Genomic DNA, 15667 nt, shown 5'->3' on the forward strand with positions numbered 1-15667 from the left:
CACACCCGAAGCATCTGCACGACACGCCACCGGACAGTGCGCGAAGGAGGGCCCCACATGGCCGTCGACTACACAGTGATCGTCGTCTATCTCGCCGGCATGCTGGCCATGGGCTGGTGGGGCATGCGCCGCGCCAGGTCCAAGAGCGAGTTCCTGGTGGCCGGCCGGCGCCTCGGCCCCGCCATGTACTCCGGCACCATGGCGGCGATCGTCCTCGGCGGCGCGTCCACCATCGGCGGTGTGGGCCTCGGCTACCAGTACGGCCTCTCCGGCGCCTGGATGGTCTTCACCATCGGCCTGGGCCTGCTCGCCCTGTCGGTCTTCTTCTCCGCGCGCATCGCCCGCCTGAAGGTCTACACCGTCTCCGAGATGCTCGACCTGCGCTACGGCGGCCGGGCCGGCGTGATCTCGGGCGTGGTCATGTGGGCGTACACCCTCATGCTCGCGGTGACCTCCACCATCGCCTACGCCACGATCTTCGACGTCCTGTTCGACGTGAACCGCACGGTAGCGATCGTCATCGGCGGCTCGATCGTCGTCGCGTACTCGACCCTCGGCGGGATGTGGTCCATCACGCTGACCGACATGGTCCAGTTCGTCGTGAAGACCATCGGCGTGCTGCTGCTCCTGCTGCCGATCGCGGTCGTCAAGGCGGGCGGCTTCGCCGAGATGAAGGCCAAGCTGCCGACCGAGTACTTCGACCCGCTGGGCATCGGCGGCGAGACGATCTTCACCTACGTCCTGATCTACACCTTCGGCATGCTGATCGGCCAGGACATCTGGCAGCGCGTGTTCACCGCCCGCAGCGACCGGACCGCCCGCTGGGGCGGCACGGTGGCCGGGACGTACTGCCTGGTCTACGCGGTCGCCGGCGCGGTGATCGGCACGGCCGCCAAGGTGCTCTACCCCGAGCTGGGCTCCCCCGACGAGGCCTTCGCCACCATCGTCAAGGACGAACTCCCGGTCGGCGTGCGCGGTCTGGTGCTGGCCGCCGCCCTGGCCGCCGTGATGTCGACCTCCTCCGGCGCCCTGATCGCCTGTGCCACGGTCGCCAACAACGACATCTGGTCGCGGCTGCGCGGGGCCGTGCGGCGGGACGGCGAGGACCACGACGAGGTCGCGGGCAACCGTGCCTTCATCCTGGTCATGGGCCTGGCCGTGATCGGCACGGCGATCGCCCTGAACAACGTGGTGGAGGCGCTGACCCTGGCCTACGACCTCCTCGTCGGCGGCCTGCTCGTCCCCATCCTCGGCGGCCTGCTGTGGAGGCGCGGCACCGTCCAGGGCGCCCTGGCCGCCGTCGCCGTCGGCGGCCTCGCCGTGATCGGCCTGATGGCCGGCTACGGCATCCTCGCCAACGAGCCCGTCTACTACGGCCTGCTGGCCTCCCTCGTGGCCTACGTCGCCGTCTCCCTGGCGACGAAGCCCACCGACGAGACCGTCCTCGCCGCCTGGCGCGAGCGCCTCGCCGGACGATCTCCCGAACTCGCGTCCGAACCGGTCCCGGCTCACCAGTAGAGTCGTACGGAAAGCAGTACATGCGCGACGAAGCGCAAGAAAGAAGGCATTCGACCATGAGCAGCAACGAGACGCCCCGCGGCCCCGTCGACTCCTCCCGCATCCCGCGGTACGCCGGTCCCGCGACCTTCGCCCGGCTGCCCCGCCTCGACGAGGTCGGCACCGCCGACGTCGCCGTCGTCGGCGTGCCGTTCGACTCCGGCGTCTCGTACCGGCCGGGCGCCCGCTTCGGCGGCAACGCCATCCGCGAGGCGTCCCGGCTGCTGCGCCCCTACAACCCCGCGCAGGACGCCTCCCCCTTCGCCCTCGCCCAGGTCGCGGACGGCGGTGACATCGCCGTGAACCCGTTCAACATCAACGAGGCCGTCGACACCATCGAGGCCGCCGCCGACGACCTGCTCGGCACCGGCGCCCGCCTGATGACCCTGGGCGGCGACCACACCATCGCGCTGCCGCTGCTGCGCTCGGTCGCCAAGAAGCACGGCCCGGTCGCCCTGCTCCACTTCGACGCCCACCTGGACACCTGGGACACCTACTTCGGCGCCGAGTACACCCACGGCACCCCGTTCCGCCGCGCGGTCGAGGAGGGCATCCTCGACACCTCCGCGCTCTCCCACGTCGGCACCCGCGGCCCCCTCTACGGCAAGCAGGACCTCACCGACGACGAGAAGATGGGCTTCGGCATCGTCACCTCCGCGGACGTCTACCGCCGCGGCGCGGACGAGGTCGCCGACCAGCTGCGCCAGCGCATCGGCGACCGCCCGCTGTACATCTCCATCGACATCGACTGCCTCGACCCGGCCCACGCGCCCGGCACCGGCACCCCGGAGGCGGGCGGCATGACCTCCCGCGAGCTGCTGGAGATCCTGCGCGGGCTGGCGTCGTGCAACCTGGTCTCGGCGGACGTCGTCGAGGTCGCCCCCGCGTACGACCACGCGGAGATCACCTCGGTCGCGGCCTCCCACACGGCCTACGAACTGACCACCATCATGAGCCGCCAGATCGCGGCGGCCCGCAACGCCTGACGCTCCGTACGACGCCGCGGGCCGCCGGCCCGCGGCGCCCGGCGCCCGGCGCTCCTTACGACGCTCCTTAGGGGACCGAGAGCAGTGACTCACGACCACGACCTGGTACTCCGCCCGACCGCCGCACAGACGGAGGCCGCGCTGAACCCGCCCCCCGGCCGCAACGGCGGAGACCTGGTCGTGGAGACCCTGGCCGGGCTGGGCGCGACGACCGTCTTCGGCCTGCCCGGCCAGCACGCCCTCGGCATGTTCGACGCCCTGCGCCGCTCCTCGCTGCGCTACGTCGGCCTGCGGGTGGAGAACAACGCGGGCTTCGCGGCCGACGCGTACGGCAGGATCACCGGTGAGGCGGCCCCGCTGCTGCTGTCGACCGGTCCCGGCGCCCTGACCTCGCTCGCCGCCCTCCAGGAGGCGGCGGCCGCCTCCGCCCCCGTCCTGGCGATCAGCAGCCAGATCCCCACGGCGGGCCTGGGCGGCGGCCGGCACGGCTACCTCCACGAACTCCCCGACCAGGCGGCCTCGTTCCGGGGCGTGGTGAAGTCGGTGCACACCGTCCGCACCCAGTCCCAGATCCCCTCCGCCATCGCGGCGGCCTGGCAGTCGGCGCTGACGGTCCCGCACGGCCCGGTGTGGGTGGAGATCCCCCAGGACGTGCTCCTGGCGCACACCGCCCTGCCGGTGGTGACCGCGATGGACGCGACCCCCGACGACGTGGTCCCGCGCCCCGAACTGACGGCGCTCGCCGCCGACCTGCTGTCCCGCGCGTCCCGTCCGGCGATCATCGCGGGCGGCGGGGTCGTACGCTCCGACGCCTCGGGCAAGCTCCGGGCGCTGGCCGAGAAGCTGAACGCCCCCGTCGTCACGACCTTCGGCGGCAAGGGCGCCTTCCCCTGGCGGCACCCCCTCTCCCTGCAGTCCTGGCTGGAGGACCGGCACACCACGGACTTCCTGGAGGACGCCGACGTACTCCTGGTGGTCGGCTCCGGCCTCGGCGAACTCTCCTCCAACTACCACACGTTCAAGCCCCGGGGCCGGATGATCCAGATCGAGGCCGACCCCGGCAAGCTGGAGTCCAACCACCCCGCCCTCGGTGTCCACGCCGACGCCCGCCTGGCGCTCCAGGCCCTGCTGGAGACGGTGACGGAGCGCCCGGACGAGTCGGCGGCGCAGCGGGTGCGCGAGGTCCTGGCCAAGGTCGGCGACCGCATCGCCGCCCAGGAACTCACCCTGGAACAGGACGTCCTGGCCTCGGTCCGCCGCGCCCTCCCGTCCGGCTCCCCGTCCTTCTGGGACATGACGATCCTCGCGTACTGGGCCTGGTCGGCGTTCGACCCCCAGGGCGCCAACACCATGCACTCGGCCCAGGGTGCCGGCGGCCTCGGCTACGGCTTCCCCGCGGCGCTCGGCGCGGCGGCGGCCGACCCGTCCCGCCCCGTGCTGGCGGTCTCCGGCGACGGCGGCGCCCTGTACTCGATCGCCGAGCTGGCGACGGCGAAGCAGTACGGCCTGGACGTCACCTGGCTGATCGTCGACGACGGCGGCTACGGCATCCTCCGCGAGTACATGACGGACGCCTTCGGCCAGGCGACGGCCACCGAACTGGCCCGCCCGGACTACGTGTCCCTGGCGGAGTCCTTCGGCGTGCCGGCGGTGCGGACGACTCCGGAGACCCTGTCGGACGACCTGGCGAAGTCCCTCGCCTCGCCCGGCCCGTCGGTGGTCGTACTCCCGGCACTGCTCAGGATGTTCGCGGCCACGCACCTGGACTAGGCGGAGGACGGCAGCGCCGCCCCGGCGCAGTCGTGGCGCACCGGGGCGGACCTCTGCTCGGGAAAGACCTCTCCGGACCCCTACGGGGGGAATGCGCCGTCGACGCCGGGCGTGCCTGTCGCTCGTCGGTCAGGCAGGCGCATGCGCCCGCTCTTGGTCACCGAGGCCGGTAGGCGGTGGCCAGCACGGAGACGGTGACCTGATCGGGCAGGACACCGCCGTCGTTCAGGTCTGCACCGCTCACGTGGCGTGCGCTCGGCGTCATCGCCACGAGGTCCAGCACGTCCGGCCTGGTCAAGGACGCGGAGTACTCCACCTCTTCGGTCACGACGACCTCGAAGAGGGGGTCGAGTGCCCGGTGCAGGCGCTGTTCCTTGGCCGGGTCGATCGTGACCATCGCGGGCACCTGGTCGCGCAGCTCGGCCAGGTGCCGCCCGGTGGGTCGGATCACGATCAGCCGGCCGGCCGGGCGCAGTACTCGGTGGAACTCGGCCGGATTGCGGGGGGCGAACACGTCCAGCACGACATCGGCTGCCCCGTCGGCCAGTGGGAAGGGGCGGAAGACGTCCCAGGCCACCGCGGCGGCACGGTCGTGGACACGGGCTGCCGAGCGCAGCGCGCGCACCGATGTGTCCAGCCCCAGGCCACGAGCGCCGGGCAGCTGATCGAGTACGCCGGCCAGGTAGTAGCCCGTGCCGCACCCCGCATCCACCACCGTGCCCCGCCCGGACACGGCGTCGGCCGCGAGGCGGGCCCCGACTTCGCGGATGGGCGCGTAGGCGCCGGTGGCCAGGAACCGGTCCCGGGCCCGGACCATGGCTGCGTCGTCGCCGCTGGTGGCGCGGGTGCCCGTGCGCAGGCCGGCATAGCCGTGGCGGGCGATGTCGAAGGTATGACCTCCCCGGCAACGCAGTGCACCGTGGTCGTGGTGCAGGCGACGCGTACGACACGTCGGGCAGCGCAACAGGTCGAGGGAGAGGCCGAGGGCAGGGGGAAGCGACACGGGCACGAGGCACTCCTGGCAGAAGTGAAGGGAAGGGAGGGGATCGTGCCTGCGCGATCAGCGCGTCACTGCCTCAGAAAGGGACGGGCAGCGTCGGCGAGGTGAGGGACGCAGCAGGCACACCGAGGAGGGCGACGCCGTCCGGCATCGCCCTCAGCGCCTTCCGGTCACAGGAAGCAGCAGTGCGGGGTGCTCATGAATGCCACGTCACAAGTCTACGAGCGCGGTGAGGTCCTTCCTCGCCCGGGAGTCGGGAGGTTCGGCCCCGGTCGTCTCCGCGGAGCCGGGGGAGCGGGGGAGGGGCGTGGGCAGCGGTACCCGGCCTGATGCAGGGGCCGCCGTGCGGACGAGAGCCGTGGAGTCCCGGCCCGGTGCAGGGCCCGCCGTGCGGACGAGAGCCGCGGCACCGTCCTGGGATCCATGGCCTCACCGGGATCAGCGGCCGGGAGTCAACCGCCGTCCCGTCCCCTGAGGCCGGTGCCGGCGTCCGGGGTGCGGTTTTCCGAACCGCCGATTCGGGGGTGGGCACGATCGACCGCCCTCCTCCGTCCGGCCGAGGATGAGGGCATGGCTGAGACAGCGACGGACACCGGGACGAGCACGACCGCCCGAGCGGAAGACCTGCACCGTGAGTACGGACGCGGCGGCGCCGCCGTGCGGGCGTTGCGCGGGGTGTCGGTGGCCTTCGCGCCCGGGACGTTCACGGCGGTGATGGGGCCGTCCGGCTCCGGCAAGACCACCTTGCTGCACTGCCTGGCGGGGATGGACCGACCCACGCGGGGCTCCGTCTGGTGGGGCGGTACCGAGGTGTCCCGACTGCCCGAACGGCGGCTGGCGGCACTGCGGCGCGGTCGCGTCGGGTTCGTGTTCCAGGCGTTCAATCTGATGCCCGCGATGACGGTCGAGCAGAACGTCGAACTTCCCGGCCGGCTGGCCGGCGAGCGGCCCGACCGGGGCCGGGTGCGGGACGCGCTCGCCCGGGTGGGACTGGCCGGGCGAGAGCGACACCGGCCGGGGCAGTTGTCCGGTGGGCAGCAGCAGCGGGTGGCGATCGCCCGGGCACTGGTCTCCCGTCCCCCGGTGCTGTTCGCCGACGAGCCGACCGGCGCGCTCGACCGCGCCACCGGCCACGAGATCCTCGCCCTGCTGCGCGCCGGTGTGGACGAGGACGGCGGGACCTGCGTGATGGTGACCCACGATCCGGTGGCCGCCGGATACGCGGACCGGGTGCTGATGCTCGCCGACGGCGTGGTGGTGGACGCGCTCGACCGGCCCACCGCCGCCCAGGTCGGCGCATGCCTGAGCCGGCTGGGTGGAGGAGGGCAGTGATCTTGCTCGCGCTCGGGCAGCTGCGCCGCCGTCCGGCTGCCTTCGTCGGTCTGGCGGTCGCGCTCTTCCTCGCCGTCGCCACCCTGACGCTGTTCGGCTCGCTGTTCGCCGCCCACATCACCACCCCGGCGGCAGCCCGGGAGGCGACCACTGGGCCCGGCCTGATGGTGATCGCCGGCGCCTTCGGCGAGATCGCCGTGCTGGTCGCGTTCTTCGTCGTGGTCAATGCGCTGGGGTTCGCGCTGCGCCGGCAGCACCGGGAGCTGGCCCTGCTGCGCACCATCGCGGCGACACCCCGCCAGGTGCGGCGTCTGGTCCGTGGCGAGGTCGTCCTGACCACGCTGTTGGTGGCCGTGCCGGGCGGGGCCGTCGGCACGGCGGCGGCCCAGGGCTTCCTCACCGAGTTGCAGCGGCGGGAGATGGCGGCGCCGGGCGTGCGGGTGCCGGGGACCCCCGTACCGGTGTCGGTGGCGCTGGCCGTCGCACTGGCCGTCGGCCTGACGGCCTCGGCCGTGGCGGCGCGGCGGATCTCCCGGATCGCGCCCGCGGCCGCCCTCACGGCGAGTGCGACCGAACACGGGCGGGCGGGTGCACCGCGTCTGCTCGCCGCGGTCGGCGTGCTGGTGGGCGGTGGCCTGCTACTGCGGCTGGCCGCGACGCGGACAGCGGAGCAGGTCGACAAGGCGGGTCAGGCCGCGTTGCTCGGTTCGCTGGTGCTGCTGGTCGCGGTCGCTCTTGCGGGGCCGCTCGTGGCGCGCGTCCTGGCGGCGGGGCTGGGCACGCCGGTACGGGTGCTGGCACCCAGTGCGGGATGGCTGGCCGACGCCAACCTCCGCGGGTACGCGCGCCGGCTGTCGTCCGCCGTGGTGCCGGTCGCACTGCTCGTGGGTCTGTCGGGCACCATGCTGATCATGACCAGTACCGCTCGGCACGCCGCCGGCACGGCAGCGTCCAGCGTCACTTCCGCCACGGATGTCTGGCTGCGTCAGGCCGAGTTGGCGTTGCTCGTCTGCTTCGCCGCCGTCTCCACCGTCAACACCCTGGTCGCCGTGACCGCCGAACGGCGTCGCGAGTTCGCGCTGCTGCGGCTGGTCGGCGCGACCCGGTCGCAGCTGCTGCGCATGCTGACCGCGGAGGCGGTGCTGACCACGGCGGTAGGGGTCCTGCTCGGCATGACGGTCGCGGGCGCCGCGTCGGCGGCGTTCAGCACGGCGGTGAACGGGTCGCCGTCGCCGTCTCTCCCCGTGGCCGACTGCTGGTGGATCGTCGCGGGCGCGACGGTGCTGACCGTCCCGGGCATCCTGGCCACGGGCCTGTGGGCGGTGCGCGGTCCGGCGGCGGAGCTGGTGGGAGGCGGCGGTGACTGAACGCGGCGAAGGGTCGGCTGCCGAGGGCGCGGGCGGGGGACAGACACCCACCCGGACACGGTGGAGGGTCCGCCGGCCGCCTCGGGCGGCCCTGCCCGGGTCCCCGGAGCCGGCCGTGGCCGAGCAGCGGCGTTACCTCTCCGTCCGGGGTGGCGAATGGACCTTCGCCGCCGCCGGACTGCCGCTCGCCCTGCTCGGCGGGAGCTATGCGCTCGCCGTCCTCTACGCGGGGACGCTGCTTTCGCTCACCGTGCTCGGGCTGCCCTTCGTGGCCGCCGCGCTCCTGGGTGCACGTGGTCTCGGCGCGATGCACCGGCGGCTGGTGGGCCGGTTGCTCGGCGAACATGTGGAGACGCCGGCCAGGCTGCCCCGCCCGGTGGGCGTGGTCGCCCGTGGGCGTGCCGTGCTGACCGACCCGGTCGCCTGGCGGGCGCTGCTCTATCTGGTGCTGCGGCTGCCCCTCGGCGTGCTGGGGTTCACCGCAGCCGTGGCGCTACCCCTCGGCTGCGGCTGGCTGATCGGCTTCCCGCTCTGGGCACGCCTGCTGGAACCGGACGCGCGGCCCGCCACCTGGCCGGTTGCCGTCTCCGTGCCGCTGGGCCTGGTGATCCTGTCCGCAGTGCCCGGCGCGGTTCGGGTGCTGAGCGGAGCGAACCGACGGCTGGCGCGGCTGCTGCTCGGCCCGGCCCGTGCCCAGCGGCGCGTCCGGGAGCTGGAGACCGCCCGCGCCACCCTGCTGGCGCAGAACACCGACGAGCTGCGCCGCCTGGAGCGTGACCTGCATGACGGCACCCAGGCCCGGCTGGTCGCCCTCGCGCTCACCCTCTCGCTGGCCGAAGACGCGCTCGCTCACGCCTGCGGCCCGGACCTCGTACGGCTGCGCACCCTGATGGGCCGCGCCCGCGGCCAGACCGACGACACCATCACGGAGCTGCGGCGGCTCACCCGGGGCATTCACCCGGTGGCACTGGACGGCGGCCTCGGCGAGGCGCTGCCAGGACTTACCGCCACCTCGCCAGTGCCGGTCACGGTCCGCCTGAACCTGCCGGAGCGCCCGGACCAGGTGGTCGAGCGGGCCCTCTACTTCTGCACTGCCGAGCTGCTCACCAACGTCGCCAAGCACAGCGGTGCCCGCTCGGCCGAACTCGAGGCGAGTGCGAGCGACGGCCGGGTCCGCCTGTCCGTGCGCGACGACGGCCGCGGCGGTGCGGCGCTCGGCGTCGGCACCGGCCTGACAGGACTGGCCGAGCGGCTCGCGGCGGTGGACGGGGCTCTGCGGATCGACAGCCCGCCCGGCGGACCGACCGTGGTCACCGCCGAACTGCCGATGCGTCTGTGACGGTCGATCGGCCCCCGTCCTCCGCCAGATAGGCGAGGACGGCCTTCACCCGGCGGTTGTCCGTGTGTGTCGCCCGCAGACCGAACTTGGTGAAGACGGCGGCGACGTGCTTCTCCACCGCCCGTTCCGACACCACCAGCAGCGCGGCGACGGAGCGGTTGGAGTGGCCCTGTGCCATCAGCTCCAGCACCTCACGCTCGCGAGGCGTCAGGGTGTCCACCCGGCTGCGGTGTCCCCCGCGCATCAGCTGGGTGACGATCTCCGGGTCGAGCGCCGTACCCCCCTCGGCGACCCGGTGCAGCGCGTCCACGAACTCGCAAGTGCGCGCGACGCGTTCCTTCAGCAGATACCCGATGCCCGCCGCCCCGTCCGCCAGCAGACGGGAGGCCCAGACGGTCTCGACGTGCTGAGAGAAGACCACGATGCCGACTTCGGGCGTCCTCGCACGGATCTCCACGGCGGCGCGGATGCCCTCATCGGTCCGGGTGGGCGGCATCCGGATGTCCACCACGGCCACATCGGGCCGGTGCTCACTCACCGCGGCGAGCAAGCCAGGGGCCGTCCCGGTGGTGGCCACCACCTCACACCCACGGGCGTCGAGCAACTCGACCATGCCGTCCCGCAGAACGACTGAGTCCTCGGCCAGAACCACGCGCAGACGCCTGTTGCTCACGTCACCCATTATCTGCCGGCGCGGATGCCGTGGACCCCGCCCGGTGCCCCGGGGCGCGGGACGCCTGGGTGACCGCCGGTTCCGGCCGGCTCGCATATGATCATGTGCATGTCCGCACTCCGTGAGCGTTCGGCTATGGCGCAACTGGCCCCCGGCGAGCGGCTCCTGGCCTACGGAACCGTCGTCCCCGCCAAGAGCGCCAAGGGCGTCGGTATCGGCGGAGCCGCCGCGACCCGCCTGGTCAACACCGTCGGCGCCGGGTCCGACGGGGCCGGCAGTATCGCCGCGGGGATGCCGCGCACCTCGGGGGCGCTGCTGCTGCGGGTGACCGACCGACGCGTCGGCCTGGTCCAGCCGCTGGACGGCACCCCGGTGTGGGAGGTGCCGCGGGCCTGGGTGACCCGGGTCGAACGCAGGCCCCGGACGCAGGCGATGGCCCGCTTCAGGCTGCACTACGCCGACGGTTCCTGGCTCGCGTTCCTCACCATGCGGCGCCGCACGATCGACGGGTTCCGCACCCACATCGGCTGAACCCCCCTGCTCCTGTCCGCGGCACCCCCCACCCGTCTCACGAGGTGGTCCGCGAAGAGGTGACCGCGGGAACCAGGTGACCCCGCGAACTCCGGGCGGAACTGGGCGGCCCGGACGGTCGTCCTTCGTGGTGTTCAAGATCGCGCGGCCCCGACCAGGCCGTGCGGGCCGGCACCGCGGGGGAGTGCGAGACGTGTTCGATGCTGTGTTCGGCGACGACTACGGGTTCCTGACCGGACTCACCGTCGTCGCGGCCCTGTCCGGCGGGGCGGCGTGGTGGGGGGCCCGGCGGTGGCGGGCCGGACATGCCGTCTGGTGGCTGCCGTTCGTCTTCTGTCTCACCGGCGTCCTCGGAGTCACCCTCGCGCTGCGGTCCGGCGAGGGCGGCGGTGCCGCCGCGTGCGTGATCGACCATGAGGTCACCGAGCCGCTGCACACCACCCAGGGCCGGTGGAACCTGGCCATGTTCGTGCCGGTGGGACTGTTCGGCGTACTGGCCCTGCGGCGGCCCCTGCCCGTGCTGGCCGGGGTCCTGGCGCTGCCCTGCCTCATCGAACTCGCCCAGGCCCTGGCGCCGTTCACGAGCGGCATCTGCGACAGCGCCGACCTGGAGATGAACGCCGCCGGGGGAGTCCTCGGCCTGTCCGCGGGGCTGCTGCTGGTGCGCGGCCGCGTCGGCTGGCGGGCCTGGGGCAGGCCCACCCTGATCGCGGCCGGGGCCCTCGCCCTCGTCGGCGCCACCCTCGTACGGACCTCGGTCACCCTCGACCACGTGGACGGCTCCAGCGTGCGGGACGCGCACGGTGACGAACGGGCCGTCGCCGAGCGTGCCGTACGGCAGGCGTTCGGCGGCCGGTACCAGGTCGGCCGGGTCCAGATCAGTCCGGGTTTCGACGGCTACAACGGGACGATGTACGTCCAGTTCTCCGGAGGGGGCTCGGCGGAGCTGATGTGGCCCGGTGGGCGCCGGATCACCGTCGACTTCCCGGGCGACCTCGCCGCGGGCTTCACCGTCCCGGGTGCCACCCCGCCGCGCGACGCCGCGGGCGCGTTCCGCATCGGCCGCACCTACATGCACGCCCACTACCCGTGGGCCGGGTCGGCCACCCGGCACACGACACGGCCGGTCGCCGAGGGCCAGGACGGGGAGGGGTGGGTCACCTCCTGGCGCTTCGTGGAGCACGGCGTCGCCATGCCCCGCAGTCTCGACGTGCGGATCGACCGGGCCGGGCACGTGCACGGACTGGCGGCCGACCTCGGCCCCACGCACGTGGACCTCCCGGCCGGGCTGCTGTCGGCCCGGCAGGCGGAGGACGCCGTCGGGACACAGGAACGGAAGAGCGGGGCCGACACGGGGAGGCTGCGGATCCACGCCGACGAACTGACCACGCGACGCACCAAGGGCGACCGTGGCCCTTGGCGTGCCGTGTGGTCCGTGGAGGTCGCCGACCCGGGGTGCAGGCCGGACGGGCAAGGAGACGGCTGCGACCCCTACGTCGTGGCCGTGGACGCCGCGACCGGGCGCTACGCCGACTGACGCGTCCCGGCGGCGGTGCGCCGGATCGCGTCCGCCGCCGTCCGTGCCACCGCCCGCACCCCGGTACGGATCTCGAACTCACGCCCTGCGAACATGCGTACAACTTTCGGCACCCCTGGCGAGTCCAGTCAGGCAGCGCACAGCTGCGCTCGACGGCGTTCAGGGGGACGCCCGTACCACGTTCTAGGGGGAACCTTTCATGACCCACCGGATACCCGGACGCACCGGCACGCTCGCGCTCGCCGTCAGCGCCGCGCTGCTCGTGCCGGCCGTCACGGCCGCCACCCCGGCCGCTGCGGCCACCCCGGCCGTGACCTGTACGTCCGGCAAGGCCGGCCTGGCCGCCAAGCTGAAGAAGGACATCACCACCGCCCTGCAGAACCGCAAGGGCACGGTCGCCGTCGGCCTGTACGACCGCAGCACCAGGACCACCTGCACGCTGCGCGCCACCAGCGCCTACGACTCGGCCAGCACCGTCAAGGTCACCGTGCTCGCCACGCTGCTGTGGGACGCCAGGAAGCACAACCGGTACCTGACCACCACCGAGCAGTCGCTCGCCACGGCCATGATCACGAGGTCCGACAACGACGCGACCAGCAGGCTGTGGAAGCAGCTCGGCCTGACGAAGATCAAGGGCTTCCTGTCCGCCGCCGGCATGACCAAGACCGTGCCGGGGGCGGGCGGTTACTGGGGACTGACCCGGGAGAACGTCACCGACGAGCAGAAGCTGCTCAAGCTCGTCACGGCCAGGAACAGCGTGCTGAGCGACAACTCCCGGGCGTACATCCTGAAGCTGATGGGCAAGGTCGTCACCGACCAGCGCTGGGGCACGCCCGCCGGCGCGCCGTCCACCGTCGCCGTGCACGTCAAGAACGGCTGGCTGCAGCGCTCCACGCACGGCTGGCGGGTGCACAGCCTGGGCACGTTCAACGGCGCCGGCCACGACTACATGATCAGCGTGCTGACGCAGGACAACAGCACGATGGGCTACGGCGTCACCACGATCCAGAACGTCGCCAAGGCCATCCACAAGGACCTCGTGCCGACCAAGTCCACCAGCAGGCTCTACGCCCCCACGGACCGGCCCGGCGAGGCGCTCGTCCCGGTCCCGCCGCAGGGCTGAGGCGGGGGACCCGCGACGGACGAGGGCGCGGCCGGCCCGCGCCCTCGTCCGGGCGCTCCTGGCCGGCCGGCACCGTGAGCACCACCGTGTCGCCGCCGGTCACGGCTGCCTGACCCCCGTCAGCACACCGGGCTGCGAAGAGCCGGTCCCGCCGATTCCTCGAATTCCCGTACTGCGAACATCAGTACAGCCGTCGCACGCTCCCGGCAGCCGCGCCCGGCGGCGTGCGGGGGCCGCCCGGCGGCAGCGACCGAATGCCCGAACGACGTTCCAGGGGGAACCACTTCATGACCCACCGGATATCCGGCCGAGCACTGGCGACCACCCTCGGTGCCACGCTGCTCCTGCCGGCCCTCGCCGCCTCCCCGGCCGCGGCGGCACCGACGCCGGCCGTCAGCTGCACCTCCGCCAAGGCGGGCCTGGCCGCCAAGCTGCAGACGGACATCACCGCGGCGCTCGCCGGCCGCACCGGCACCGTCGCCGTCGGCCTGTACGACCGTTCCACCGGCACCACCTGCACGCTGAACGCCACCACCGCCTTCGACTCGGCCAGCACCGTCAAGGTCACCGTGCTCGCCACGCTGCTGTGGGACGCGAAGAAGACCGACCGCTACCTCACCGACACCGAGGCCGAACTGGCCACGGCCATGATCACCCAGTCGGACAACGACGCGACCAGCAAGCTGTGGAAGCAGCTGGGCCTGGCGAAGATCAAGGGCTTCCTGGCCGCCGCCGGGATGACGAAGACCGTGCCGGACGAGGAGGGTTACTGGGGGCTGACCCAGGAGAACGTCACCGACGAGCAGAAGCTGCTCCAGCTCGTCACCGCCAGGAACAGCGTGCTGAGCGACAACTCGCGTGCCTACATCCTGAAGTTGATGGGCCAGGTCGTCGCCGACCAGCGCTGGGGCACGCCCGCCGGCGCGCCGTCCACCGTCGCCGTGCACGTCAAGAACGGCTGGCTGCAGCGCTCCACGCACGGCTGGCGGGTGCACAGCCTGGGCACGTTCAACGGCGCCGGCCACGACTACATGATCAGCGTGCTGACCCAGGACAACAGCACGATGGACTACGGCGTCGCCACGATCCAGAACGTGGCCAAGGCCGTCCACAAGGCCCTCGTGCCGACCACACCGGCCACCAGGCTGTACACCCCGACGGGCAGGCCGAGCGAGGCGTTCGTCCCGGTGCCGCCGCAGGGCTGACCCCTCGGCACACGCGCGGCCGGGGCTTCACGGGACGGTCTCCCGCCGGACACCGTCCCGTCCTACGGTGACGCTCATGCGCCTGAGAACCGTACTCGCCACCCTGACCGCCGTCCTGGCGGCGGCCGGCTCGCTGACCGCCGCCGGCCCCGCCGGTGCCAACACGCCGACGCAGAAGTCCTGTTCGGCCACCGTGTCGATCGACCGCTTCTCCGACGCGCTCGACAAGACGACGTACGACGGCACCTTCGTCGGCAACTTCTCCGCACTCGCCGTGGACCGGGACGGCTCGCTCGCCGCCCTGAGCGACCGCTCCTCGCTGTTCCGCCTGGACGGCCGGACCCTCCGGCCACGGGCGGCCGTCGCTCTCGCCGACGAGAAGGGCGCCGCGCTCGACAGCGAGGGACTGGCCGTCGACGGCGACGGCACCCGGCTGGTCACCTCCGAGACCGAACCGTCCGTCCGCCGCTACTCCCGGGCCGGAAGGATCCTCGACCGGCTCCCGGTGCCGGCCTCCCTCCAGGTCGCCCCGGCCGGCCGCGCCGCCTTCAACCTGACCTTCGAGGGCCTGACCCTGCTGCCCGGCGGCCACACCCTGCTGGCCTCCATGGAGGCACCGCTCTCCGGTGACGCGCCGGACATCGACCGCTTCCAGACCTGGACCCGGACCGGGGGCGGCCGCTTCCGGCTCGCCGCCCAGTACGGCTACCGTGCCGACGCCCCGCTCGGCGTCTCCGAGGTCCAGGCCGTGCCCGGGGGCCGCCTGCTCGTCCTGGAGCGCGGCTTCACCCCCGGCGTCGGCAACACGGTCCGCCTCTACCTGGCCGACCCCCGCCACGCGACCGACACCGGCCGCGTCGAGAACCTGACGGGGCAGAGCGGGGTACGGCTGATCAGGAAGACCCTGCTGGCCGACCTGGCGGCCTGCCCCTCCCTGGGCGCCACGGCGAAGCAGCCGCAGCCGAACCCCCTGCTGGACAACATCGAGGGGATGGCGGTCACCGGCCGCGACCACCGGGGAAGCCTGCGGGTCCTCCTGGTGAGCGACGACAACCAGAACCCCGCCCAGACGACCCGCTTCTACTCCCTGCGCGTGCGGATCTGACACCCGTGCCGTGAGCCCGGCCGACGGGGTCCCGGGGACCGGCGCGACCCTCCCGGGCGGCCCCCCGACCGCGCCCCGGCATCGCTTCGGAGGGGCGCGGGGCGGGTGCGCACCGGCCGGACGGCGCCGGCTGCGCCGCCCG

The 15667-nt window shown here is 73.2% G+C and carries 13 protein-coding genes; 11 read left to right on the top strand and 2 right to left on the bottom strand.

Features of this window, described 5'->3' with window-relative positions:
* The first annotated feature begins 57 nt into the window (after positions 1 to 57).
* The 3 genes from GT045_RS16105 to GT045_RS16115 all read left to right on the top strand — a co-directional run bounded on the left by GT045_RS16105 (position 58) and on the right by GT045_RS16115 (position 4313).
* Positions 58 to 1518 carry a sodium:solute symporter gene (locus tag GT045_RS16105; protein ID WP_161334577.1) on the top strand — a complete coding sequence of 487 codons (1461 nt, stop codon included), beginning with the start codon at positions 58 to 60 and terminating at the stop codon, positions 1516 to 1518.
* 56 nt (positions 1519 to 1574) lie between these two features.
* Positions 1575 to 2543, top strand: coding sequence for an agmatinase (gene speB / locus GT045_RS16110; protein WP_161287913.1), 969 nt, complete (start codon positions 1575 to 1577; stop codon positions 2541 to 2543).
* Positions 2544 to 2627: 84 nt separating this feature from the next.
* Positions 2628 to 4313 (top strand): thiamine pyrophosphate-binding protein, encoded by a 1686-nt coding sequence (locus GT045_RS16115; protein ID WP_161334578.1) that lies wholly within the window; start codon positions 2628 to 2630, stop codon positions 4311 to 4313.
* Between the two features lie 157 nt (positions 4314 to 4470).
* On the opposite strand, the gene GT045_RS16120 is transcribed toward GT045_RS16115, so the two are convergent.
* Complete coding sequence (locus GT045_RS16120) at positions 4471 to 5322, bottom strand: methyltransferase domain-containing protein (RefSeq protein ID WP_345942660.1); 852 nt, start codon at positions 5320 to 5322, stop codon at positions 4471 to 4473.
* A gap of 561 nt (positions 5323 to 5883) precedes the next feature.
* Between GT045_RS16120 and GT045_RS16125 the strand changes: the two genes are divergently transcribed.
* The 3 genes from GT045_RS16125 to GT045_RS16135 all read left to right on the top strand — a co-directional run bounded on the left by GT045_RS16125 (position 5884) and on the right by GT045_RS16135 (position 9351).
* Positions 5884 to 6645 carry an ABC transporter ATP-binding protein gene (locus GT045_RS16125; protein WP_161287915.1) on the top strand — a complete coding sequence of 254 codons (762 nt, stop codon included), beginning with the start codon at positions 5884 to 5886 and terminating at the stop codon, positions 6643 to 6645.
* The gene (locus tag GT045_RS16130) at positions 6642 to 8012 is read left to right on the top strand and encodes an FtsX-like permease family protein (protein ID WP_161334580.1); all 1371 of its coding nucleotides are present in this window, start codon (positions 6642 to 6644) and stop codon (positions 8010 to 8012) included. The genes GT045_RS16125 and GT045_RS16130 overlap by 4 nt, the downstream gene beginning before the upstream one ends.
* Positions 8013 to 8127: 115 nt before the next feature.
* Positions 8128 to 9351 (top strand): sensor histidine kinase, encoded by a 1224-nt coding sequence (locus tag GT045_RS16135; protein WP_161334581.1) that lies wholly within the window; start codon positions 8128 to 8130, stop codon positions 9349 to 9351.
* Here the strand turns inward: GT045_RS16135 and GT045_RS16140 are convergent.
* Positions 9323 to 10024 carry a response regulator transcription factor gene (locus GT045_RS16140; protein WP_161287918.1) on the bottom strand — a complete coding sequence of 234 codons (702 nt, stop codon included), beginning with the start codon at positions 10022 to 10024 and terminating at the stop codon, positions 9323 to 9325. The genes GT045_RS16135 and GT045_RS16140 overlap by 29 nt on opposite strands.
* 108 nt (positions 10025 to 10132) lie before the next feature.
* Here GT045_RS16140 and GT045_RS16145 point away from each other — a divergent pair, with 108 nt between their 5' ends.
* The 5 genes from GT045_RS16145 (at position 10133) to GT045_RS16165 (ending at position 15525) form a co-directional block, all read left to right on the top strand.
* Positions 10133 to 10555, top strand: coding sequence for a hypothetical protein (locus GT045_RS16145; protein WP_161334582.1), 423 nt, complete (start codon positions 10133 to 10135; stop codon positions 10553 to 10555).
* Positions 10556 to 10748: 193 nt separating this feature from the next.
* Positions 10749 to 12092 (top strand): VanZ family protein, encoded by a 1344-nt coding sequence (locus GT045_RS16150; RefSeq protein ID WP_345942661.1) that lies wholly within the window; start codon positions 10749 to 10751, stop codon positions 12090 to 12092.
* A gap of 199 nt (positions 12093 to 12291) precedes the next feature.
* Entirely contained in the window at positions 12292 to 13215 is a 924-nt protein-coding gene (locus GT045_RS16155; protein WP_161334583.1) for a serine hydrolase, read from the top strand.
* Positions 13216 to 13502: 287 nt separating this feature from the next.
* Positions 13503 to 14420 (top strand): serine hydrolase, encoded by a 918-nt coding sequence (locus tag GT045_RS16160; RefSeq protein ID WP_161334584.1) that lies wholly within the window; start codon positions 13503 to 13505, stop codon positions 14418 to 14420.
* 76 nt (positions 14421 to 14496) lie between these two features.
* Positions 14497 to 15525 carry an esterase-like activity of phytase family protein gene (locus tag GT045_RS16165; RefSeq protein WP_161298292.1) on the top strand — a complete coding sequence of 343 codons (1029 nt, stop codon included), beginning with the start codon at positions 14497 to 14499 and terminating at the stop codon, positions 15523 to 15525.
* The last annotated feature ends 142 nt before the right edge of the window (positions 15526 to 15667 follow it).

The organism is Streptomyces sp. SID486 (assembly GCF_009865385.1).
In the GTDB taxonomy this organism is placed as follows: Bacteria; Actinomycetota; Actinomycetes; order Streptomycetales; family Streptomycetaceae; genus Streptomyces.

What these genes read in the sequence shown, in the direction of transcription:
- GT045_RS16105 (WP_161334577.1), top strand. Translation starts at nt 58, where the DNA reads ATGGCCGTCGACTACACAGTGATCGTCGTCTATCTCGCCGGCATGCTG.
- speB (WP_161287913.1), top strand. Translation starts at nt 1,575, where the DNA reads ATGAGCAGCAACGAGACGCCCCGCGGCCCCGTCGACTCCTCCCGCATC.
- GT045_RS16125 (WP_161287915.1), top strand. Translation starts at nt 5,884, where the DNA reads ATGGCTGAGACAGCGACGGACACCGGGACGAGCACGACCGCCCGAGCG.
- GT045_RS16145 (WP_161334582.1), top strand. Translation starts at nt 10,133, where the DNA reads ATGTCCGCACTCCGTGAGCGTTCGGCTATGGCGCAACTGGCCCCCGGC.
- GT045_RS16155 (WP_161334583.1), top strand. Translation starts at nt 12,292, where the DNA reads ATGACCCACCGGATACCCGGACGCACCGGCACGCTCGCGCTCGCCGTC.
- GT045_RS16160 (WP_161334584.1), top strand. Translation starts at nt 13,503, where the DNA reads ATGACCCACCGGATATCCGGCCGAGCACTGGCGACCACCCTCGGTGCC.
- GT045_RS16165 (WP_161298292.1), top strand. Translation starts at nt 14,497, where the DNA reads ATGCGCCTGAGAACCGTACTCGCCACCCTGACCGCCGTCCTGGCGGCG.